This is a genomic window from Halobacillus amylolyticus (assembly GCF_022921115.1).
Taxonomy (GTDB): Bacteria; Bacillota; Bacilli; order Bacillales; family Halobacillaceae; genus Halobacillus_A; species Halobacillus_A amylolyticus.
Window position 1 is genome coordinate 1,251,613 of the sequence record NZ_CP095075.1, and the last position, 22,703, is coordinate 1,274,315.

The 22,703-nt window shown below is 40.2% G+C and carries 28 protein-coding genes; 12 read left to right on the forward strand and 16 right to left on the reverse strand.

The genetic code is table 11. The features are described from left to right. Positions 1-106: 106 nt before the first annotated feature. The 3 genes from MUO15_RS06585 (at position 107) to MUO15_RS06595 (ending at position 1,381) form a co-directional block, all read left to right on the forward strand. Positions 107-931 (forward strand): Cof-type HAD-IIB family hydrolase, encoded by an 825-nt coding sequence (locus tag MUO15_RS06585; protein ID WP_245034544.1) that lies wholly within the window; start codon positions 107-109, stop codon positions 929-931. Positions 932-1,029: 98 nt separating this feature from the next. Next, entirely contained in the window at positions 1,030-1,170 is a 141-nt protein-coding gene (locus tag MUO15_RS06590) for a hypothetical protein (protein ID WP_245034546.1), read from the forward strand. A gap of 1 nt (position 1,171) precedes the next feature. Beyond that, on the forward strand, positions 1,172-1,381 hold the full coding sequence (locus MUO15_RS06595) for a DUF3813 family protein (RefSeq protein WP_245034548.1): 210 nt from the start codon (positions 1,172-1,174) through the stop codon (positions 1,379-1,381). Positions 1,382-1,495: 114 nt separating this feature from the next. Here the strand turns inward: MUO15_RS06595 and MUO15_RS06600 are convergent, their stop codons facing one another. Next, complete coding sequence (locus MUO15_RS06600; RefSeq protein WP_245034550.1) at positions 1,496-2,323, reverse strand: DUF2785 domain-containing protein; 828 nt, start codon at positions 2,321-2,323, stop codon at positions 1,496-1,498. 131 nt (positions 2,324-2,454) lie between these two features. On the opposite strand from MUO15_RS06600, the gene MUO15_RS06605 reads away from it, so the two are divergent. Next, positions 2,455-2,718, forward strand: a complete 264-nt coding sequence (locus MUO15_RS06605) for a NifU N-terminal domain-containing protein (protein WP_245034552.1) — start codon at positions 2,455-2,457, stop codon at positions 2,716-2,718. Between the two features lie 275 nt (positions 2,719-2,993). Here the strand turns inward: MUO15_RS06605 and MUO15_RS06610 are convergent, their stop codons facing one another. Beyond that, entirely contained in the window at positions 2,994-3,932 is a 939-nt protein-coding gene (locus MUO15_RS06610; protein WP_245034554.1) for a BsuPI-related putative proteinase inhibitor, read from the reverse strand. A gap of 33 nt (positions 3,933-3,965) precedes the next feature. Continuing rightward, entirely contained in the window at positions 3,966-4,817 is an 852-nt protein-coding gene (locus MUO15_RS06615) for a YitT family protein (RefSeq protein WP_245034555.1), read from the reverse strand. Positions 4,818-5,019: 202 nt separating this feature from the next. Here MUO15_RS06615 and MUO15_RS06620 point away from each other — a divergent pair, with 202 nt between their 5' ends. Then, the gene (locus MUO15_RS06620) at positions 5,020-5,880 is read left to right on the forward strand and encodes a DegV family protein (protein WP_245034557.1); all 861 of its coding nucleotides are present in this window, start codon (positions 5,020-5,022) and stop codon (positions 5,878-5,880) included. Between the two features lie 97 nt (positions 5,881-5,977). Here the strand turns inward: MUO15_RS06620 and MUO15_RS06625 are convergent, their stop codons facing one another. The 3 genes from MUO15_RS06625 to MUO15_RS06635 form a co-directional block, all read right to left on the reverse strand. Beyond that, complete coding sequence (locus MUO15_RS06625) at positions 5,978-7,498, reverse strand: alpha-amylase family glycosyl hydrolase (protein ID WP_245034559.1); 1,521 nt, start codon at positions 7,496-7,498, stop codon at positions 5,978-5,980. Positions 7,499-7,783: 285 nt separating this feature from the next. Further along, positions 7,784-9,628 (reverse strand): asparagine synthase (glutamine-hydrolyzing), encoded by a 1,845-nt coding sequence (gene asnB, locus MUO15_RS06630; RefSeq protein ID WP_245034561.1) that lies wholly within the window; start codon positions 9,626-9,628, stop codon positions 7,784-7,786. 213 nt (positions 9,629-9,841) lie between these two features. Further along, complete coding sequence (locus MUO15_RS06635) at positions 9,842-10,201, reverse strand: YisL family protein (RefSeq protein WP_245034563.1); 360 nt, start codon at positions 10,199-10,201, stop codon at positions 9,842-9,844. A 157-nt stretch (positions 10,202-10,358) separates the two neighbouring features. On the opposite strand from MUO15_RS06635, the gene MUO15_RS06640 reads away from it, so the two are divergent. Further along, positions 10,359-11,552: an ornithine--oxo-acid transaminase gene (locus MUO15_RS06640; RefSeq protein ID WP_245034565.1), complete on the forward strand. Its 1,194-nt coding sequence runs from the start codon at positions 10,359-10,361 to the stop codon at positions 11,550-11,552. Positions 11,553-11,849: 297 nt separating this feature from the next. Here the strand turns inward: MUO15_RS06640 and MUO15_RS22120 are convergent, their stop codons facing one another. The 8 genes from MUO15_RS22120 to MUO15_RS06675 form a co-directional block, all read right to left on the reverse strand. After that, the gene (locus tag MUO15_RS22120; protein WP_396266326.1) at positions 11,850-12,020 is read right to left on the reverse strand and encodes an ArsR/SmtB family transcription factor; all 171 of its coding nucleotides are present in this window, start codon (positions 12,018-12,020) and stop codon (positions 11,850-11,852) included. A gap of 202 nt (positions 12,021-12,222) precedes the next feature. Then, complete coding sequence (locus MUO15_RS06645) at positions 12,223-12,492, reverse strand: iron-sulfur cluster assembly accessory protein (protein WP_245034567.1); 270 nt, start codon at positions 12,490-12,492, stop codon at positions 12,223-12,225. Between the two features lie 32 nt (positions 12,493-12,524). Then, positions 12,525-13,472: a thioredoxin-disulfide reductase gene (gene trxB / locus MUO15_RS06650; protein WP_245034569.1), complete on the reverse strand. Its 948-nt coding sequence runs from the start codon at positions 13,470-13,472 to the stop codon at positions 12,525-12,527. Between the two features lie 20 nt (positions 13,473-13,492). Then, positions 13,493-15,268 (reverse strand): arsenical pump-driving ATPase, encoded by a 1,776-nt coding sequence (gene arsA, locus MUO15_RS06655; RefSeq protein ID WP_245034571.1) that lies wholly within the window; start codon positions 15,266-15,268, stop codon positions 13,493-13,495. 16 nt (positions 15,269-15,284) lie between these two features. Continuing rightward, positions 15,285-15,653: an arsenite efflux transporter metallochaperone ArsD gene (gene arsD / locus MUO15_RS06660; protein ID WP_245034573.1), complete on the reverse strand. Its 369-nt coding sequence runs from the start codon at positions 15,651-15,653 to the stop codon at positions 15,285-15,287. A 91-nt stretch (positions 15,654-15,744) separates the two neighbouring features. Then, a complete protein-coding gene (gene arsC / locus MUO15_RS06665) occupies positions 15,745-16,164 on the reverse strand; it encodes an arsenate reductase (thioredoxin) (protein ID WP_245034575.1) in 420 nt (139 codons plus the stop codon). Between the two features lie 114 nt (positions 16,165-16,278). Continuing rightward, the gene (locus tag MUO15_RS06670) at positions 16,279-17,577 is read right to left on the reverse strand and encodes an arsenic transporter (RefSeq protein ID WP_245034577.1); all 1,299 of its coding nucleotides are present in this window, start codon (positions 17,575-17,577) and stop codon (positions 16,279-16,281) included. A gap of 10 nt (positions 17,578-17,587) precedes the next feature. Further along, the gene (locus MUO15_RS06675; protein WP_245034579.1) at positions 17,588-17,935 is read right to left on the reverse strand and encodes an ArsR/SmtB family transcription factor; all 348 of its coding nucleotides are present in this window, start codon (positions 17,933-17,935) and stop codon (positions 17,588-17,590) included. Between the two features lie 189 nt (positions 17,936-18,124). Here MUO15_RS06675 and MUO15_RS06680 point away from each other — a divergent pair, with 189 nt between their 5' ends. The 3 genes from MUO15_RS06680 to MUO15_RS06690 all read left to right on the forward strand — a co-directional run bounded on the left by MUO15_RS06680 (position 18,125) and on the right by MUO15_RS06690 (position 19,849). Continuing rightward, on the forward strand, positions 18,125-18,445 hold the full coding sequence (locus tag MUO15_RS06680; RefSeq protein ID WP_245034581.1) for an ArsR/SmtB family transcription factor: 321 nt from the start codon (positions 18,125-18,127) through the stop codon (positions 18,443-18,445). A 48-nt stretch (positions 18,446-18,493) separates the two neighbouring features. Next, the gene (locus tag MUO15_RS06685; RefSeq protein ID WP_245034583.1) at positions 18,494-18,889 is read left to right on the forward strand and encodes an ArsI/CadI family heavy metal resistance metalloenzyme; all 396 of its coding nucleotides are present in this window, start codon (positions 18,494-18,496) and stop codon (positions 18,887-18,889) included. Positions 18,890-19,132: 243 nt separating this feature from the next. After that, positions 19,133-19,849: an alpha/beta hydrolase gene (locus tag MUO15_RS06690; protein ID WP_245034585.1), complete on the forward strand. Its 717-nt coding sequence runs from the start codon at positions 19,133-19,135 to the stop codon at positions 19,847-19,849. A 396-nt stretch (positions 19,850-20,245) separates the two neighbouring features. Here the strand turns inward: MUO15_RS06690 and MUO15_RS06695 are convergent, their stop codons facing one another. Beyond that, a complete protein-coding gene (locus MUO15_RS06695) occupies positions 20,246-20,500 on the reverse strand; it encodes a hypothetical protein (protein ID WP_245034587.1) in 255 nt (84 codons plus the stop codon). A gap of 118 nt (positions 20,501-20,618) precedes the next feature. Between MUO15_RS06695 and MUO15_RS21610 the strand changes: the two genes are divergently transcribed. Continuing rightward, entirely contained in the window at positions 20,619-20,744 is a 126-nt protein-coding gene (locus tag MUO15_RS21610) for a hypothetical protein (RefSeq protein ID WP_255822139.1), read from the forward strand. A 178-nt stretch (positions 20,745-20,922) separates the two neighbouring features. On the opposite strand, the gene MUO15_RS06700 is transcribed toward MUO15_RS21610, so the two are convergent. After that, positions 20,923-22,116 (reverse strand): DUF418 domain-containing protein, encoded by a 1,194-nt coding sequence (locus MUO15_RS06700; RefSeq protein ID WP_245034589.1) that lies wholly within the window; start codon positions 22,114-22,116, stop codon positions 20,923-20,925. Positions 22,117-22,200: 84 nt separating this feature from the next. Between MUO15_RS06700 and MUO15_RS06705 the strand changes: the two genes are divergently transcribed. Next, the gene (locus MUO15_RS06705) at positions 22,201-22,419 is read left to right on the forward strand and encodes a spore germination protein (protein WP_245034591.1); all 219 of its coding nucleotides are present in this window, start codon (positions 22,201-22,203) and stop codon (positions 22,417-22,419) included. A gap of 16 nt (positions 22,420-22,435) precedes the next feature. Next, positions 22,436-22,660 (forward strand): spore germination protein GerPB, encoded by a 225-nt coding sequence (locus MUO15_RS06710; RefSeq protein ID WP_245034593.1) that lies wholly within the window; start codon positions 22,436-22,438, stop codon positions 22,658-22,660. The last annotated feature ends 43 nt before the right edge of the window (positions 22,661-22,703 follow it).

The window sequence follows — 22,703 nt, forward strand, 5'->3', positions numbered from 1 at the left end:
CACTGCTTCTATTAATTTGGAAAGTATTAGGTTTTCATGGTAGTATTTCTTTACATAAAGCCTTTATACCCGCTAAACTTAATGATATATAAATGAGGTGAAGGATATGAAAAAACAACATTTAATTGCACTTGACTTAGACGGAACATTACTAACAGATGGGAAAACAATCAGTCCTGAAACGAAGGCAATGGTGTTAACCGCGATTGAACACGGGCATATTGTGTCCATTGCCACTGGCCGCCCGCACCGGGCCAGCATTGATTTTTATAATGAACTCGGGTTAGACACCCCGATGGTAAACTTTAACGGGGCATTAATCCACCACCCCAAGGATGAACGCTGGGATGCCTTGCATTCTCCGTTATCCATCCGCATCGCCCGTAAAATTATTCATACTTGCCAGGAACTTGGTGTGAAAAATATTTTAGCCGAAGTAATGGATGACATTTATTTGGACCGCCATGATGAAGAGATCATGGAAATTTTCCATACGACAGATAATAACCCAGTAACAATCGGTGGTCTGAGGCAGAACTTAACAGAAGACCCAACTTCCCTGCTTATCCACCCTGAAGAAGGTCAAATTCAGGCACTACGTGAAGAATTGGATACACATGCCTCACTGATTGAACATAGAAAATGGGGTGCACCATGGCACGTGATTGAGATTGTCCGAGCTGGCATGAATAAGGCGGTTGGTTTAGAAAAAATTGCTCACTATTATCATATCCCGAAAGAACGGATTATTGCATTTGGTGATGAGGATAATGATTTCGAAATGATTGAATATGCCGGGGTCGGTGTAGCGATGGGCAATGCGATTGATGAACTTAAGGATAGAGCTAATTATGTAGCCGACACAAATGAGAACAATGGGATTGCTGGATTTTTAGCTGAATACCTCCAACTGAATACGAAGGCCATCTGAGTTAATTTTTACCGTGAGTAATCAGAGGTAAGTCAGCCATACTAAGCTTGGACGCGAAAGAAGCGTTCAGGCTTTTTTTAGTGACAGGAGGGCTTGTCATGGATAAGAAAAAGCAAAAGGATGAAAAACGCTGGGTAGAGGTTAAACCATTTGAAGAAAGTCAAATGGAGCCAAAGAGGCTGACTGATGCTAAGCGCAAAGAGATCGAAGCTGATCAGCATACTGTAGGAGGGTTTTAAAATGGAAAATTCCCTATTTAATAATGCAAAAAAAGCTGTGAGCCGCTTCACACAGAAAAACCGTGAAGGTGCGCATGCTACGAACCAACAAGATATGCAAGCAGCCAAGCAAGCGATTCAATCTGCATATAGCCAGTGTTCTCAAGAAGAGAAGCAACAGCTACAGCAGTTAGAACAGCAGCTTGATGCTGAACATCAAAACATGCGTTAATTTAAGCCATTAGGATCAGACCATTTTTTGGTCTGATCCTTTTTATCGTTCACTGTGTAGATACTAAGTTCTGTGAACTCCTTGCTATTCCCCAGGAAATAACAAATTAAAAAATTAATACGCTTCTTGCTTTCTTAGTTCCCGAAGTAAGTCTTCTAAAACTTTGCGCAATTGACCATTGTTTCCTTCGAGCATTCTAAAGTAAAGAGCACGTAATAGGTGTTTACAGTTATTAATGATAATATCTTCGTTCGGATTATCCCAGCTTTCACGTTCATAAAGCAGTGTTTCGATCCAGTCTTGCTGTTCATCAGGTTCAATCTTTTTGAACATAGTTAAAATGGCTGTAACCATTCTCTCTTCTTCATCGAACAAATAAGGCTGATCAATTAAAAATTGCTTACGAATAATCGGAAGCATTTGTTTTACTTCCTCTGATGTTATCTCATCACAAGCGGCCACACTATCTAATGCATCGGCAGCATGGGCCATTGCGTGGGCCCAGCCTTTCCCCTGGACATAGCCTCTATGGTCTGATTCTTGCTGCATGTATTTTTTTAAATTATCCCAAACCCTGTGAATCTCTTCTTCCTTAAGAAACGCTTTTTCCTGGTGTTTCTTCATGATGGGCGGGATTAACAGGACAGAGAAGCTTCTTTTAAAAACTGCATCCTCTTCCTTCTTAGACATACCAATTCGGTAAAATAAATAATTTTTATTTAAAACGGATTGAAGAATGTTCCTCAACTGTTCATTATTATAATGGCCTCGTTCAATAAAGGCTGTAAAGATCGTATGAATTAAATCATCACGAAGAACAGGATGAACAGAGCCAATCCTTTGAAGCATCAATGTTGTTAGTTCTTGCAGGCTTTTACCTTCAGGCAATACAAAATCATTTGCCTTTATCGGTTGCAGCACATCGATCAATTTGGTCTCCATTAAACCCCTCCCTAAAAGTGTATTCATTGTACCATACAGCATTATAAATAACGCAAACATTATGCTGTGAGTTTAGTCTATGATCATTTTCTGCTAAAATAGATGAGACAAGTAGTAGAGGAGGAACTTTGATGGCTATTAAAATTGAAGAAACACCAAATCCGAATGCACGTAAGTTTACCACAGACTCATTAATCTTCAGAGGGGATGGCAGCGTGTCTGTTATGCCTGGTCAAACGAGCGAACACGCTATTATGAATGAATTGATGGCACTTGATGGTGTAGATAATGTATTCGGCTTTCAAAATTTCATTACAATAAACAAATTACCAAATGCAGACTGGGAGGCACTTGCTCCTAAAGTAGAAGGCTTGCTTTCAGAAAACGGATATTAAAAGAACAAAAGCGCAAGCCCCCGGTAGACACGACAGAGGAAGTTCAACAAAAACCTGGTTCAAGGAAGTTCGGTTAAAAACGGCACGTCCTGTGCCAACACCGAACCCCCCACGTCCTGTGGGGCAACGGAGGCTATTGTCTAGTCTTTCGTGTCTTACGCGCTGGATCTGGATGTAGCTAACTTCATGTAAGCTTGCCCACAGAGAAATATTTTTATAATTTACAGACCACAACAAAAGGCTGAAATGTGAAGAGTCACATTTCAGCCTTTTTGCTACCCGTTTGAACCAAAGTTCTCTAAAGGAACGTAATTCATGTTGACGGGTTGACCATTCTCATCAAGCTGGTAAATAGTCATGACAAGTGCACCTTTATCAGGCAGTTTTTCTTTTGGTATGTCAATCTGTATGTCAAATGAGGACCACTCCGGTGCTGCCTTCTCCACTTGAACCCTCTTTTTATCAATAAGGATATTATGACCATTATCTACACTATAATAAAACGTGCCTTCATTTACACTGGCTTCTCCGGAAATCGAATAGTTCCCCTTCTCACCATCCAGCGTGAAGTTGCGAAATACCTCTTTGCCAATATCTGTACTCTGTCCTGTATGAGGTGATGTTTTTGTTTTGGGTTTTTGCCCTGATTCAGGACTATTTTTTGCCTCCACATCCTCTCCTACTGCAAATGATTTTGTCATTTGAAACGGATAGGATTCGAGAGGCTGATCATTGATGGTAGTGACTAAGAAAGTCATACGAGCCTCATATTGTCCATTCTCAAGCCTCTGTTTGACCTGTTCTTTTGCCTCAAGAACTTCTCCCGGTTGTAATTCCTTTGTCGTCAAGGCCTGGGCAAAAGCTTGCCCATCTGAATATTTGTACACTGTGTCCCCTGCTTCATTGACGATAGTAATTTCATACAATTGACTGGAATTAAACCCAAGAATAGCAGCTTCATCCGCGTCATTTGTCAATGAAAACTGAATATTCACTTGACTCTCTGAAGCCTTTACATTTGCATTAAACGTAAGCTGTTCAATGAAAGAAACGACATTATACTGAGGGTCAGAGTTACTTTCATTACTTTGTGTCTGTTCATCATTATTCATATCTCCATCTCCACCTGATGTTGGTTCCGATTTTGATTCTGAGCACGCTACTAACAATACAACCATTAGCCCTATCATAATAGGAAAAAATATTTTCAGCATCATCACTTCCTTTTTGTAGGCTCATCCTCATTATTATTTGTCATCTTTTCTAAAGAAACCAAATATGCCTGTGGTTTGCACAATATTCGTAAAGGCTTGTGGATCTACCTCTGTAATAATGTGCTGTAAATCATACAATTCATACCTGGTAATTACCATTACAAGCATATTCTTATCCTGCTGGGTAAATGCCCCTTTAGCAGGTAATGTAGTGATTCCTCTAACCATTTTTGCATGAATGGCTTTCTCCAAGTCCGCTGCTTTTGTTGTAATAATCATAGCCGTAAGCTTCTCATGACGGGTATGGACTGCATCAATAACTCGTGTCGTAACATAGAGAGTTAACAAAGTGTATAACGCATTTTCTGGCTCATACAAAAATCCGGCTACAGCAATAATCACACTGTTTATAAGTAGGAAGTAAATCCCGATCGGACGGTCTTTCATTCTTGATAAGATCATCGCAACAATATCCAGGCCACCTGTAGAAGCACCCCATTTAAGTGTGATCCCCACACCAATACCGCCAATGACGCCGCCGAATACCGCATTTAATATAATATCTTCTGACAGCTGCTGCACGGGAATAAGTCCAAGAAAAAGCGTTGTAAATACAACAGAGATGACACTATAAACGGTAAATCCTCTTCCAACTTTAAACCAGCCTAGTACCGCAACAGGAATATTAAGTATGAATAAAAGCAAACCTGTACTCACACCTGGCACATGTAAAATATCTTGAAAAATACTAGTTAATAACTGAGCAACCCCAGTGAATCCACTAGCATACACATTTGCTTCAATTAAAAATAAGTTTAGAGAAGCTGCATTTAATACTGCTCCAAAAATTACAATGAATATTCGTTTGAATTCAAATGAAAACATAGCTACCTCCTTTTTACAACTCTCTTTATATAGCACTATTCTTTTTTTATCACCGGTACCTTGCAAAATCAAGCCTTTTATTTATGGATTCCCATAAACAGGCCACAATAATCCTTTCTTTTGTGAAGGAAATTGTTTTGACTAACGATCCTCTTAAGCCTAAACTTAATATATACAAAATAAAGGAATGTAGGTGAGAATGATGAGTGTACAAATTCTATGCGACTCCGCTAGTGACTTATCAGAGGAAACATTACATAAATATAACCTGGAGCGGGTTTCGTTAAGTGTGACTATTGACAACCAGGAATATGAAGACGGCAAGACCATTACACCAAAGCAAGTGTACAAACTAATGAGAGATGGTAAAGCTCCTAAAACTTCACAGGTTTCTCATAAAACCTTCCGTGACACCTTCACAAGTCATGTAGAAAATAATCAAGCCTTTATTTATTTTTCCGTCTCATCAGAACTTTCAGGAACATACCAGACAGCTAAGATGGTCGAACAAGAGATAAAGGAAGACAACCCTGATGCTCAGTTTAATGTGATTGATACAAAGGCTGCCTCCCTAGGCTGTGGTCTTATTGCAATAAAGGCTGCTGAATTAGCAAGAAGTGGGGCGTCTTTCGATGAAATCATCGAAATAGGAACCTACTATGCCGAGCATATGGAGCATATTTTCACAGTTGACGACCTCGAATATTTGCATCGCGGAGGACGAGTGAGCAAAACTGCCGCCTTTGTCGGAAGCCTCTTAAAAATAAAACCACTGCTTCATGTAGAGGATGGCAAATTAGTCCCACTTGAAAAAATCCGTGGTTCTAAAAAGGTCCTTAAACGGATGGTTGAAGTGACGCAGGAAAGAGGCCAGGCACTGGAACAACAGCGAATCGCGATCAGTCATGGGGACGATCTTGAGACAGCTGAAAAGCTCGCTGACATGATAAGAACGGAATGTGGGACAACGGACATTTATATTGATATGATTGGTTCAGCTATTGGCGCCCATGCCGGGCCCGGCACGATCGCTTTATTCTTTTTGAATAAATCTCCTAAATAGAAAATAATTGATATCATAGAAAGAAGCATGGACTATTTTAGTCCTATGCTTCTTTTTACTTGGTGCAAGATCATGTAACAGCCCCATGTCCCCTATTCTATTGATCACTCCGCCTGTTCTTTATGCTAATAGTAATGACACTACCTACAAACAAAAGCATAACTCCGCCTACAAAAGCAATAAATGACCAGTTGTATCCTTGGTCCGGTTCAATAACAAATACATCAGCTGTTTCCCGTTCCATTCCAAGCTTGTAAATCCCATCATCCGATTGGCGAACAAGTCCATCTTGTAAAAGTCCTCGCATTTGTCTATCATCAGGTAAATCTGTCAGCTCAGCCGTTTGGGTTTCAGTCCCGTTATTAATGGCAACAATCATTGTTTCATCGTTATAAGTTCGTTTAAAAACGGCAAGCCCGTCCTGATTATGAAGTTCTTCGAAATCCCCTCTTGTTAAGGCAGGGAATTCATTTCGTATAGAATTTAGCTTTCCAATTCGCTGATTAAGTTTCTCGTTTTGTGCTTTAAAGTCCATCATTTTGCGATTAGCTGGGGGCTCAGCACCATCAAGCGGAATCTCTGATCCATAATAAATCATTGGGATACCCGGTGATGTAAACAGATACGTTAGTCCCAATTTCCAGCGTGTAATCGGATTTTGACCTGCTTTAACGGCTAACCTTGTAGAACGCGCACTGTCTTCATAATCGAGGAAGTTGCCTAGAAGTTGAGGAGAATCAAAATTTTGCTTGCTTTGTTCCCACACAATATAAAGTTCATCTAGTGGATGCCCAGCTTCTTTAAAGGTCTCTGAAGCTGTTTGGTAAAATGGATAGTTGACAAAAGTATCTATCCCTGTTGATTGATAGTCAGCGATCGTCTCCACATCATTACTTTTCACTTCACCCAATAGTAAGAAATCCTCTTTAACAGATTTCACATGTTGAGAAAAATCAGCCCAAAACTCTCTAGGTACATAGCTCACACTATCTAAGCGGTAACCATCCACACCGGTTTCTTCAATCCAAAATTCCGCTGCCTCAAATAAGTATTGCTTCACCTCAGGGTTTTCTGTATTCAAATCGGGCAGCCCTGATTTCCAGCCGTCTTCGATTTGATCTGTTGTTGGCTGCTTCTCATGAAACCAATCTTCTTTCCCTTCCTCATCAAGCCAAGGATGGTCCTTGCTTGTATGATTGACAACAAATTCGAATATGACCTTCATATCACGTTTATGTGCTTCCTCGACAAGCTGTTTAGCATCCGCTACCGTTCCAAAGTGTTCTTCAACAGCTGTAAAGTCCTCGATCCATTTACCATGATAGCCTTTCTCACTGTTAGCCATGATCGGTGATAACGAGATTGTTGTAAATCCCATTTCCTTAATATAATCAAGCTGTTCAATGATCCCCTGCAAATCTCCCCCATGATAAGCTTCGGGATCTTCAGGATCAACATTATGATCGTTACTATTGCTTCCATTCATAAATCGGTCTACCATGATATGATAAATACTCTCGTCCTGCCATGTTCGTTCTTCTTTTTCAACGGCACCTGCCTTAAGGTCGCAAAAAAGAAGAAACGGGATGATCATGAGAATCGTTGCAAGTTTTCTCATCGCCGCTCCTCCTACTAGATATAGTATGTACGCCTTTAAGGTTATCCCTTTGTACCTCCAGCCGTCAAACCAGAAATAAAGTATTTGCGGATTTAACTCGCTTTATGCACGATTTGAAGTGATATATGCATAACTTAAAGCCATATATGCGCATTTACATATTTCAATCTATACGCCTACTTTCCTGTTTCAATATTCCGATTCTTATTAAAAAAACTGCCCGAACTGGGAAGCCGCTGAAAACTGCAACGTTTTTCAGCGGCAAGCATTTGTCCGGACTTTTTACTACTTTATACTGATGTGATACCTCTTTAACCAATGATTAATTTGGCATAAGTGTGCAATCAATTGTGGTCCTGCCATCAGCTGGCCAAACCAAGGTGTATCCATCGATGTTCCACCTGAATCATTAAGCTTGATGATTTCTTTGCGTTCAAATAGATCAAACAGTGGCGACTGAGTATCCGCAATAATTTCCTTCATCCACTCTTTTACACCTGCCGTATATTGCGGATGAAATGTTTTTGGATAAGGATTTTTCTTTCTAAATAACACTTTATCAGGCAAAATTCCTCGTAAGGATTCCCGCAGTAAACCCTTCTCCAGGTCGCCCGTATGCTTCATTTTCCAAGGAATGTTATACGCATATTCGACAAGTCTGTGATCACTGAACGGTACACGAACCTCTAAGCTTGCTCCCATACTCATACGATCTTTGCGCTCAAGCAATGTCTGCATGAACCAGTTCATATTTAAATAAAACATCTGTCTTTGTTTAGATTCGAGTGCATCTTCCCCGTCTAGTAACGGCGTTTCATCAATTGTTTCTTGATAACGTTTCAGCATATACCGCTCAATATTAACTTCATTTTTTAAATCTTGTCGCACAAGCTGGTTTCGTTCTGCTAATGATCGAAGCCAAGGAAACCCATTTCGATCACGGTCTTCCTTACGATAAAACCATGGGTAGCCGCCGAAAATTTCATCTGCACACTCACCTGAAAGGGCAACCGTTACATGATTTTTTATTTTTTCACAAAACCACAATAGTGAGGAGTCTACATCTGCCATTCCCGGTAAATCACGCAATTCCACTGCCCTCTCAAGCCTTGAGATCAAATCTTCAACTCCTGCTTCCATCGTCATATGGTTTGTTTTGTTTTGATCACTGATGAGTTTAATATATTCACCATCTTGATCAGGTTGAAACGCATTCTTCTCAAAAAATTTCTCCTGCTCTTCATAGTCAATGGAATATGTTTGCAGGCTTCCCTTTTGATTTTTTTGATAATGATCAGCTGCAATCGCCGTAATTGCACTTGAATCCACTCCACCTGAGAGAAATGTTCCAAGCTTTACATCGCTGACAAGTTGACGTTCAACCGCATCGGTAAATAAATCTCTGACATGCTCAACCGTTTCCTCCCATGTATCAGTGTGTTCTTCACTTTTCACGTTCCAATATCGATCCACTTTCAACTTGCCTTGTTCCCAAACAGCATAATGTCCTGGGCGAAGTTCTTGGATATGATCAAAAATTCCATGCCCCGGTGTTCGTGAAGGACCTAAGGCCAAAATTTCATGAATGCCCTCTTCAGAAATGCTCGCTTTGATAGACGGATGAGCCAGTACAGCCTTTATTTCAGACGCAAACATCAGTCCGTCTTTTTGCTCACTGAAGAAAAGCGGCTTAACCCCAAGTCGATCCCTAGCAATAAAAAGCCTGGATCGTCTGGATTCCCATACACTAAAAGCAAAAATGCCGTTCAAATGCTCAACACACTTTGCTCCCCATTCCATGTAACTAACGAGAACGACTTCTGTATCTGAATGGGAACGAAACGTCCACCCTTTTGACTTCAGTGCATCTCTCATTTCATCGGTATTGTACAGCTCACCGTTATAGCACAAAACATATTCCTCATTATTTGCTGCACGAACCATGGGCTGCCGTCCACCTGCTGGGTCAACAACCACAAGCCTTTTGTGCCCAAACGCTGCGGGACCCTGCACCCAATTTTGGTAGTCGTCAGGACCGCGGTGACTTAGTGTTTGAGCCATCCTATCGATCGTTTGCAGCTTATTACCTTCATTTGTTCGCAAATCAACCCACCCAACAATTCCACACATAACTCCACCATCCTTTTCACAAAAAAAGCACCATATATCACTATATGATGACACGGCAAGTTGTGATGAAGAATACTTGACATGTTTAATGAGAATGATTATCATTGATACTGATACCAGTTATCATTTACCCCCCAAAAAGTGATACCCATTTAACACCATTTTTTCCCATAAAAAAATCCTGCATGCCATCAGCATGCAGGATTTTTTGTGTTATGCAGGCAAAATACCAAGTTCTAAGAAACCAAATCCTAGAACAAGGGCGATGACTGCAGCAATAAGCAGCTGTCCCCACCATGACGCGGCAGGCTGTTTCTTCTTGTATTTAATACACACCATTTCCATTGCAGCAATGGCCCATAGACCAACAAGCAACTTAATAATAACGAGTGCATCATAGTTTGCATAGCTTGCAAAGAGTGACCCACCTGAATAAAGAACCAATAAATAGTCAACTCGCAAGATCATATGCGAAATTTTTGCCGCTTTCTCATTTCCACTTCTTGTAAATGTTGTCACAAGTGCTACTAAAGCAAAGGCAATTACCCAAGAGGTAATATGTAAATGTGCCAATTGTTACCCTCCTTTTACATCTTCATCAATAATAATACCATGTTCTTCTTTTAGTTTCCTAATTGTAACTATTTAAAACCCACTTTTTAATAGTGAGAAAATTTCTATTAAACCTGTTATAATTGGTTGTGATGCTTAATTGAAATGGAGGGATAACATGACAAATTCCAGTCAAAACATTATCGACCAAACTCAAGAGTACGGAGCTAAAAACTATCACCCCTTGCCAATCGTTATCGCAAAGGCCGAGGGAGTTTGGGTAGAGGACCCTGAAGGTAACCGTTATATGGATATGTTAAGCGCTTACTCTGCCGTGAATCAGGGACACCGTCACCCAAAAATTATCCAAGCACTTCATGATCAAGCAAGCCGTGTAACCCTTACTTCACGTGCTTTTCACAATGATCAGCTTGGACCTTGGTTTGAAAAGATTTGCAAGCTGACTAATAAAGAGATGGCTCTTCCTATGAACACAGGGGCAGAGGCTGTTGAAACAGCGATTAAGGCTACGAGAAGATGGGCATATGATGTCAAAGGCGTAGCTAAGGACAAAGCCGAAATCATTGCATGTACAGGAAACTTCCACGGACGAACAATGTCAGCCGTTTCCTTATCATCAGAAGAAGAATATAAACGCAGCTTCGGGCCTATGCTGCCTGGAATTAAGGTAATTCCTTATGGTGATATTAAGGCTTTGAAAGAAGCTATTAATGAAAATACGGCTGGATTCCTTTTTGAACCTATTCAAGGAGAAGCCGGTATTGTTATGCCTCCCGAAGGCTTTTTAAAAGAAGCTTATGACATTTGTCAAAAAGAAAATGTACTTTACATTGCTGACGAAATTCAAGCAGGTCTCGGGCGAAGTGGAAAAATGTTTGCTTGTGATTGGGAGAATGTTACACCTGATATGCTGATTCTTGGAAAAGCATTAGGGGGAGGAGTTTTCCCGATTTCTTGTGTTGTGGCTAACAAAGATGTTCTTGGTGTCTTCAATCCTGGATCACACGGTTCAACATTCGGTGGAAACCCGCTTGCCTGTGCCGTATCTGTTGCCTCACTCGATGTCATTGAAGAGGAAAATTTAGTGGATCGCTCACTTGAACTAGGTACTTACATGATGGATGAGCTAAAAAAAATTGATAATCCTACTATCAAGGAAGTACGTGGAAAAGGGCTATTCATTGGGGTCGAATTAACTGAACCTGCCCGTTCCTATTGTGAAAAGCTGAAAGAAAAAGGGCTGTTGTGTAAAGAAACCCATGAAAATGTCATTCGCTTCGCTCCTCCACTCGTGATTGAGAAGAAAGATTTACAGTGGGCGATTGATCAAATTAAAGAGGTTTTGCAATAAAAGTTAATTAAGCCCTTAGAAGCAAAAAAACGGCAACAGGATATAACCTGATGCCGTTTTTTTATGAAATATAAATAAAGTTAATTCCCTTTCAATGCCCTGAACACAGATTTCCCTTTTCTCCAACTTAAGAAATTTGATTAACAAATTGAAACAAGAAGTAAATGCTGTAACACAGAACGGCTTGTCCTCGTCTTCTATAACAATCTTTCACCAAGGTGGAGAAGTATGGCCAGCAGCATAAACCAAACGAAGGCACCTATTAATACCGCCAGGGGATAAACGACAGATAGACTACTACCAGAGTCTACGATGGGGGTAAGCAATCCCATCCACCAAACACTCAATATTTTTTCCTTTTCGATCCATACGTATTAACCCAGCTTGTCTCAACTCTTTTAGGTGATGTAAAACAGTAGACGGTACAATATTTAGCCTTTCTCCCAATTCACCCACCGTCATACGCATTTCTTGATCTGTACTAAGCTCACCTGGTTACAGTATTCAGCTAAATAAAGAAAAACATTTAACCGATGAACATTAGAAAGTGCTTTGAAAATTCCACTAAAATGATTTAGGCTTCCATTATTATAATTCGACATATGTAGAATTGTGAATCAATACATGACAATCGTCAAACCAACTAAAAAAAGGCCTCAGAAGAGACCTTTTAACAACAATTATCTAACCCTAACAATACAAATTGTTCTCCATCTTTATCTAGAGTTACTTCATCAACGGTACTCATCACTTGTTGGTCGATGGCAACACGAACACCATTTACTTCTTCAACTCTATCGGTTTCCTCTGGGTGATCAAGGGATAACCCTATTTGCGGGCCACAACATCCCGCTCCTGCAGAATGAACGCGAATTCCTTCAGCTCCACGTTCTCCTATGAGTTTAGTTAAGGTTTGTTTGGCTTCTTCGGTAATCTTCATAATATTTCTTCCCCCTGTATAGTAAACTGGACTTACAATGATTGACTCCAATCTAATGTCGCTTCTCCTTCTATGAAGCGTTCAGAATCCATAGCTGCCATGCAGCCTGTTCCTGCAGCTGTAATCGCTTGTCGGTATTTTTGATCCTGAACGTCCCCACAAGCGAAGATACCCGGGATATTGGTGTCTGTGGTCCCCGGATCGACGAGGAGATAGCCTTTTTCATCCATATTCAACTTACCCTTCAGAAATTCGGTATTAGGGTTGTGTCCAATCGCAACAAAAATGCCATCTGTCTCAATTAGTTCTTCTTCATCTGTATCATTATCCTTCACTTTTAAACCAGAAATCTTCATGCCGTCAGAAACCATTTCAACAGGGGTTTTATTAAGAGACCAGGTGATTTTTCCATTATCTCGAGCACGGTCTTGCATAATTTTAGATGCTCTTAATTCATTACGGCGATGGACAATTTGGACTTCACTTGCAAATTTAGTGAGGAAATTCGCCTCTTCCATCGCAGAATCTCCTCCACCAACGATTACGACTTTCTTTTCTCTAAAGAAAAAGCCATCACAGGTTGCACAGGTGCTCACCCCTTTGCCGATATTTTCTTTCTCACCCGGAATTTGCAGGAGTTTAGCTGATGCTCCAGTTGATACAATCAATGACTGCGTTTCAAGCTCTCCTAAACCATCCACAGATAGTTTAAAAGGACGATTCTCCACATTGACATCTGTTACCCAACCTCTTTTAAACGTGGCTCCAAATCGCTCGGCCTGTTGTTTCATATTATCCATAAGTTCAGGTCCCATAATGCCGTCAGGAAAACCTGGAAAATTCTCTACCTCTGTTGTTAGTGTCAGTTGGCCACCAGGCTCGGGACCTTCAATGACTAATGGCTTCATATTAGCTCTAGCTAGATAAACTGCCGCCGTCAATCCGGCAGGTCCTGTTCCTAAAATAATAACTTTTTCCATTATAATGCCTCCATCAAAAGTTAGTTCACTATATATTCTTTCAGCTTTGTATAGCCTATTTTCTCTTCACTGATCCACGGAATAATCGCAGTACTTTCAGCCAATTCATCTCTTACTCTTTCAATCCATTCACTTTCTGTTTTCGCTCTACCCGCTAATACAGGGTCTAGTGTTCCTGTGGCATGTAAGCTTTGATTAATAATCCACCACCCCGGCTTAATATTTGCCCGTAACAGATCCTTCTGTAGTCTTTCAGCTTCGAGCACAGGTGTCGTTTCAGCTAACGTAACGATGACTACACTCGTTTCCTTAGGGTTTCGCAGTCGCGGGAGTAATTCTCTGACACTGTCTGGTACTTCTCCCGTGGATCGAGACAATTCCTTATGATATTCCTCAGCAGAATCCAGGAGCAGTAACGTGTGCCCCGTAGGAGCTGTATCAATGACAACAATTTCATCATCGCACTTAGCGACCTGCTCAGCAAAGGCGCGAAAGACAGCAATCTCTTCCGTACAAGGAGAATCAAGATCTTCTCTAAGATAGGCGAGGCCTTCATCATTAAGACTTTCACTCGCCTGTGATAATACCTCCTCTTTATAAGCTATCAACTCATCTTTGGGATTAATCGAGCTAATCGATAACTTCTCATGATCGACCTTATTAGAAAATGTGTACGCCAAATGCGCGGCTGGGTCCGTCGTTGTTAAATGAACCTTATGCCCCTTTTCAACTAAGCCTACGGCGATGGAGGAAGCAATCGTTGTTTTACCGACGCCACCTTTTCCCATGGTAAAAATGACTCTGGTCTGATTATCAGAGAAGTGATTAACCAGGGAATTCAACCCAGGTAACTGAATGCTCTCATGTTGGGATTGAGGGTCTATTCTTGCCGGTAGAGTATATTGTTTGAATAGATAACGAAGATTATCAATCCCTGTAAGAGAATAGGAAACAAATGGCAGTGAATAAACAACCAATTGTTTGAGTCCATCTGGAAAGCCTTTTAGAGCCTCCTGTTGTCGTTGGTAAAAAGCCGTTGAAACTTTATCGTCAGAAAGATACGTTTGCAATAATCCATTAACGATCAACATTTGGTTCCTTATGCCAATTTCTTTTAATTCTAGTGCAGAACGATTGGCTTCATACAGTGATGCGGTTTCAGGCCTTGTGATCAGAATTAAAGTGGTTTTGTCCTTATCGGATAACGACTCTACGGTTTGTTCATATCGTTCTTTTTTTTCTTGTAAGCCTGATAAGGGGCCTAAACAAGAAGCACCGTGGGTACTTTCTCCCAAAAATTCATTCCAGGCTGTGGGCAGTTGTAATAGTCTTAAGGTGTGACCAGTTGGAGCTGTATCGAATACCACGTGATCATAGCGACTGCTAACTGCTGGGTTTGAAATAATACTAGAGAACTCATCAAAAGCAGCCATTTCCACTGTACAAGCACCGGATAACTGCTCTTCCATACTTTTTATAGCCGCTTTAGGTAATTTATTACGATAGGGACCAACGACTTTTTCCCGATACATTTCGGCTGCTTCTTCCGGATCGATGTTAGATGCATGCAAATTTTCTATATTGGGAACAGGTTTTGGAGAATTGGTTAGTTCAACTTCTAATACATCTTGTAAATTGGATGCAGGGTCTGTGCTAACAAGCAGCACTTTCTTCCCTTCGTCTGCTAAATGGATTGCCGTTGCACATGCTGTAGATGTCTTTCCTACCCCTCCTTTTCCTGTAAAAAACAAGAATCGGGTTTGCAAAAAAGTCTTTGGATTAAAGGATTGATACATATTTTCTCACACCTTGTTATTTCAATTCAGTGATATCTATCGTCACACTGCTGTTTTTAGGTTGATCAGTTAATTGCGTTGTATCGATCTCAAACCAATCTGAGAGTTCACCATTACTTGGATAAATGGATTCCAATACGATCTCTCCGTCTAATAGAATGACTGGGAGTGCATCAGGGCCTTTCTCCTCAAGAAAGTCTGTCACTGTTTTGTTTTCAGTGAAATTGCCGGGATCATTGGCTAAGTTGTATCGTTCAATATCAAAACCTCTTTTTTGAAGAGAAAATACAGCACTAGCGACACGAGTTAATTCTGGGTCTACACTTGGACCACACACACCCGTAGAACAGCACATCGCTGGATCATAAATTTCAAGTTTACTCATCATAACCCCTCCATAACAAAATAATATGTACTTATATATTTTAGAAAGAATAGCCAAAACGGAAATGCGTTTTGGCTGCTATTCTTGGTTTTTACTCCCCGGTTTCAGCGAACCGATTAATGCGTTCGCCTATTTGATCACGAACACGTTGGAAGACAGCCCATTTTCCCTCTTCCGTTCCTTCCGCTTTAGCAGGATCGTCAAATCCCCAGTGCTCTCGTTTTACATGAGGAGGAGTTATCGGGCACTTATCTGCTGCATCTCCACAGAGTGTTACAATCAAATCTGCTGTATTGTAGATTTCAGGATCAATAACATCAGATTGTTGATTTGAAATATCAATGCCTACCTCTTTCATTGCTCTTACTGCCTTTGGATTCAATCCGTGGGCTTCGATTCCAGCACTATTTACTTCCCAGTCATCACCAAGATATTTTTTGGCCCATCCCTCTGCGATTTGACTTCTACAAGAGTTACCCGTACATAAAAAGTATATTGTTTTTTTAGACATGTGGTGAATTCTCCTTTTTTGTTCCAAATATTTTTTATAAGACTCCTTCATAATAAAAGCCGCCATGTTTCTCTCTACTCTTGTAACATATCGTTATCAGGTAAAAGCTTTTTTCTATAGAATAAGCCATAACCACAAATATAATCCTGTTAACGTAATGAACAACGTTGGTACAGTGAGGAGAATACCTACCTTAAAGTAGTATCCCCACGAAATCTTAAAGCCTTTTGTCGAAAGTACATGAAGCCATAGCAATGTCGCAAGCGAACCAATCGGTGTAATCTTCGGTCCTAAATCTGAGCCGATGACGTTGGCATAGATTAGTGCTTCTCTCATCGCACCAGAAGTATTCGTCTCGGCAATCGCTAGCGCATCGATCATAACGGTTGGCATATTGTTCATAATCGATGACAAGATGGCTGCAATGAATCCCATCGAAATCGTCGCGACGAACATCCCTTGATCAGCAGTGTATTGGATGACATTAGCTAGCACATCCGTTAAACCGACATTACGCAGTCCATAAACAACCACATACATGCCTATAGAGAAAAACACAATCGCCCAGGGAGCACCTTTTACAACCGTTGTCGTTTCAACTGCAGCACTTCTTCTCGCCATTAACAAGAAGAAGATCGCAACAATTCCAGCAATGATTGAAACCGGGATTCCCAAAGGTTCACTTGCAAAATAGCCAATCAATAACACCGCAAGTACACCCCAGGACATACGGAACATTTTATGGTCTTGAATCGCCTGCTTAGGTTCTTTAAGTTGAGTTAAATCATAGTTGTCTGGAATGCTCTTCCTAAAGAAGAGATAAAGCACAAGGATACTCGCACCTATAGAAAAGAAGTTCGGAACGATCATCCGTGACGCATACTCAATAAATCCAATACCAAAGAAATCTGCTGAAACGATATTTACTAAGTTACTCACAATCAGCGGTAACGAAGCCGTATCTGCGATAAAACCACTCGCCATGATGAATGGCAAGATCATCGCTTCTTTAAAGTTTAAGTTTCTCACCATCGCAAGTACGATTGGTGTGAGAATCAGCGCAGCCCCATCGTTAGCAAAGAGAGCCGCAACGACAGCGCCTAGAAGAATGACATAAACAAACATCTTCTTCCCGTTTCCTTTGGCTACTCTAGCCATATGAAGGGCAGCCCACTCGAAAAAACCGATCTCATCAAGAATTAGTGAAATAATGATGATGGCTACAAAGGCTAATGTGGCATTCCAAACAATGTCTGTTACGGCCAGCACATCTTGAAAATCAACTACATCAAAGAGTAGCGCAAGAATCGCTCCCCCACAGGCGGACCAGCCAATCCCTAGGTTTTTCGGCTGCCAAATCACTAACACCAGTGTAAGTACAAAAATAAATATGGCTACAATCGCTAAATTCAAATGAATCCCCCTACAAATCGCACTGGATACGCAGACCAGCCTTCTCCAATGCACGTAATTTCTCTTTCTGATCAGGTATCTGCTCTAGGATCTGTTGAATGATTGGGTACGTGGCATGAGAAGTATTTAATGAATAAAAGATCCATTGCCCTCGCCGTTGCTCTTTCACAAGCCCTGCATCTCGCAGTTTTCTCAAATGCTGGCTAATGGAAGGCTGACTCATTTGCAGCACTTCAACAAACTCGCACACACAACATTCCCCATCTTTTATTAGCCCCATAATCGTTAAGCGTGTTTTATCGCCCAATAGCTTCAATGTTTGAGCAGCATTTTCTAATTCAATCATCGTTTTTTCCATGAACATCACCTCGCTCAATCATTATATTAGCATATGCTTATATTTGCAACAGATAATTATTCATATTTCCTACCTGACTTCCATCCCCTCTAGGATACATCAATTTTTTTGATTTAATGCTTGCTTTTCAGAATATAATAAACTACACTTTATTATATCAAAAAAAATTGATTTAAAGGAGGGTTCGAATTGAATACACACCTACAACTAACAGATGTATCCTTAGAAAACACCTTTAGTAAATATGAAAAGAAGTTTAAAGCCCTTGCCGATCAAAGAAGGCTCCACATCTTACACGAAATCACAGAGTATGATGAAGTTTGTGTTTGTGACCTGTCAGAAAAGTTACAGTTGCCTCAATCGAAGTTATCGTACCATTTAAAGATATTAATGGATGCCCAGCTGATTGTGAAGGAAACACGTGGTACTTGGAGTTACTATACATTAAATCATTCCGAGATCAATCATTTACTATCCGAAGAGCTTTGTTGCCTATTTCGTCGAGACTAATTTTTTTACTTGATAAATCAAAAAAAATTGATTAATGGAGGGGTTCAAATGAATGTACATGTTGGGTTAAACGTAGTGGATCTTGAAAAGTCTATAGAATTTTATACGAAAGTTTTCGGTGAAAATCCCGTAAAAACAAAGGAAGATTACGCTAAGTACTTACCTAATGGTTTGCAATTAAACTTTACTCTGAATGTAAGACCTGAAGTATCAGGTAATCAAGTGGGCCATTTTGGAATCCAAGTAGAGAAGCAGGAGGACATCACCCATCATAAACAACGCTTAGAAAGGTTCGGTTTTTTCACCCGGGATGAAATGAATACGAATTGTTGTTACGCGCTCCAGGATAAGTTTTGGATTACTGATCCTGATGGTAACGAGTGGGAATTTTTCTATACCAAGAAAGATGCTGAAAAAGATAACATTGAGCAGAAATGCTGCTAACAGGTATATTATAGCTAAAAAGATTAGCAAAACAGATGACTTAAGGCTTAAAAATGAGGTGCTGTCCCTCATATGTTTTAAAGCGCTGAGGGACAGAAAACTTTATTTTTCTTCATCACATTCTTACATGTAGTTAGCTTCCTCCTTCTCATCAGCAAGACAGGTTACCAAACATCATTTCGCCACTTTTTGTAAATAATAAATATCACAGCAAATGAACCAGTATGTAAGGAGAAAGGTGTAATGAACAAAACAGTAGAAATAGAGAATGTCCTAGAACGTTTGTCAGATTGGGACCAGAAATTAAATTTTCACAAACCCGTTAAAAAGACTCCCGATATTAAAGCATACCTGAATTATTATGGCTTTGACCTTCAGAATGTCGATCTTCATTTTGGGAAGATTGAAATTGATGGTAAAGAAATTTTTGTACAACTATTTAAAACCATTAAAAGTCAGGGTACAGTCTTTTTATTACATGGTTATTTAGAGCATGTCGGTTATTTGAACCATATTATTCAATTTCTTAATAAGCATCAGTATAGTGTAATCAGTTATGACCTGCAGGGGCACGGACTATCTAACGGCAAGACAGCTTCAGTTGAACACTTCTCTGAATATGTGTTAACGATGGAAAAATTAATGAGAAAAGCCAAAGAAGAGATGCCGGGCCCTTTTTACGTGATCGGTCATAGTACAGGTGCCGCGATCGTGATTAATTTTGTTTTAAAACACAAACACGACCATTTCGATAAAATAATATTGGTTGCCCCGCTTATTCGGTCAAATCATTGGTATCTGACAAAATTAAGCTTTTATTTAACCCGAATTTTCCCTTTCATCGAAGGGATTAAGAGACGCTTTCGGGAGAACTCATCGAACCATAAATACCTGAAATTCACTCGTAAAGATCCTTTACAACCGGAGGCAATCCCCTCGAATGGATTGAGTCACTTATAAAATGGAACGAAAAAATTCAGACGTATAGTCCAGCAACCATAGATACTTGTGTCATTCAAGGAAACAAGGACAAAACGGTGGAATGGAAATATAATCTCAAATTCGTCAAGGATAAGTTTTATACCTTGCAGGTGGTTCACATAGAAAACGGGAGACATGCACTGTTTAATGAGTCAAAACACATCCGCGAAAATGTCTTCACGAGAATTCATCAATTCTTAAAAAATTAACATCCTCAGGAGGGACCACTGAAAAAGTCTATGTATAGTAAAAAAGAAGATGCCCCACTCTATTATTGTATAGCCGATCGTATTTATACAGAATTCTATCATGCCGATATTTAAGTGAACTCGCTATATAATGGAATACATGATTGCAGGAATAATGGGAATGTGCTTATTGAATTAAAGAGCCGTTATCTAAAATAAAGGTTAGGAACAGAATCACGGTTCCGTTGTTAGAAACAGAGACAGGGGTCAGGGGAACGACGCTTTTCCAGCCCCCTGTCTCTGTTTTATAACGGAACCCACCAAGAGGGCACAGATATACATACTTGTTTTTATTCATCAGCTTGTCTATCTGAGGTCTTTGCACACAGAAATCATACGTCCATTTGCCAAATACATTCCTTATAGAAATGAACAACGTCACTTTTTCAGCGGCCTCCCTCAGGATCGGGATATTTTTAACTCTTCATCACATAAATTAGCCTGTTTTCGATTAAAATATTCTTGCAAAGTTACTTTAATAATGAGGAGTGAAATGAACCATGAGTAAACGATCAAAATCTAAACGTAACATAAAGAAAGGGAAAGATGCTGTGCAGCCTAGTACAGGAGAAGAAAGAATTACTATCTCAAAAGTCGGTAGAGAATTAGGGGATCGAAAAGAGTAGTATTCACAGGTATTCGTTGTAAAAAACTGCCTGTTACCTATAAAAAGCACGGGGTAACAGGCAATTATTGTGAAGGGCTTCTAGCAGGAGTTTAGCCCTTTGATGTTCGTATTAATCCCTTCTTCACCCCATTGTTTCGCCCCTTTTCTAATCGACCATAGTTCACCTTACTCTCCCCTTATGATGAAGATGGCTTACTTTCTCGCCTTAATGGCTGTTTTTTACGGTAGGTTAACGTCCGCCAAAGCCATTCAAGTGGACCAAAACGAAACTTGTTCAACCAAGCTTTACTTAGGAAAACCTGCGACGTGAAGACAACTAAGACAATGATAACACTTAGAGAAGGAGAAATTTGTCCATATAGACCAAATCCAACAGAATAAAAAAGGACGAAACAGACAAGTGACTGAAAGATATAATTCGTCAAAGACATGCACCCTACCCATCTTAATGGATTGAGCATCTTCCTTCCCCTATTTGTTCTAAACATGAGAGTAAGCGATAAAACGTAAAAGATCGCTGAAGCCGTGCCTCCTACATTGTCTTGCAGAAGTTGGAACCATTCAGGATTCCCATACAAATAAGGTCCTGCTTTAAATAGTAGAAAAACAACACCACTAATCCCACACCACTTTTTGATGGAAACTAGGTGTTGGTCTGGTTCATGAAGCCATCTCTCTCTTGCGATATACATCCCAAACAAAAACATAGGAATAAGACTGAAAGCAAGAAATGGGATTGAGCCAACATTGTTTGCATATGTCCAGTCGACAGCATTCTGCTGCCAAATATCTAGTAAACTCCCTTCCCCATAATTTCGCTTAGCCGTATTGATCGCCTCGAGATTATAAAAACCACCCAGACGGTCTCGAATAGAATACAAGGAAAGGGTCAAAGGGATGATAAGAATCGCAAGCATGGAATAAGCCCATAGTAAAAGTGTTCTTTTGGATCTATTAAAAAAGGCAAATAACACTAAGCCAAATAATCCATAAGATAACAGAATATCACCATGCCAAATAAGAAAACTGTGAATGAGTCCAAATCCGATTAAAATGGCCAGTCTTCTTAGAAGAACGGGACGGTAATTCAACCCTTTTTGATCTAAACGGTCTTTCATCATTTGCAGACCAAACCCGAACATCAAAGAAAATAATGTATAAAAGCTCGCTTGAAAGAAAATGTCAATGATCGTTTGGACAGCATCGCTGGTCGGGGAAGGCCAAAAATGCCCCTCCCCTCCATATAAAAAGTACGGAGCATTAAAGGCTGGTACATTCACCATAAATATTCCTAAGATAGCGAGACCGCGTGCTGCATCTATCCAGCTAAGCCGCTCAGCTTCCTTTAGTGGTGTTGCATTCTGTTTCATACGTAACCCCCCTGATTTATTTTACTTTTTATACGTAATTTTCACAATTACGTTTCATATTTATAGATAAGGAGTTTTCCTAATATGCCTGCAAAAGTTGGAATGGTAAAAGTGCTAAACGTTTCTAACTCCAGTATCTTTAACATTGGAGACGTTTATAGCATGTCACCCGCAGCTTCTGCAAAAACGTTCGCTGGAGGCGGCTCTTTTAATACAGGAAATGGTATTCGGATTAATATCAATCGATCCTCCACTTATGTGAATGATCGAGAGCTTGTAGACCAGTCAATAATCAATTCTTAGGAGGGAGAAGTTTGTTATGAATTTGACGATTCACCAAACCATCTCAATTCGTTTTTTAAAAATTGGATCAGTGGCCAATTCATCAGTTGTACAGATTGGAAGTTCCGGTGCCATCCAGGCAAAAGCAGACCTTTATAACACAGGCGGATTCACGGAAGCTGCAGAGGTTCCCCAACCGCTTGAGGGGCAAGTAACTGTACCAGAACCTGGGCCAGCTACCCTCGTACCTCTCTCAGTATAATAGACACATATCACGTATTTTTTCCCATAGGATAGTAATGGGG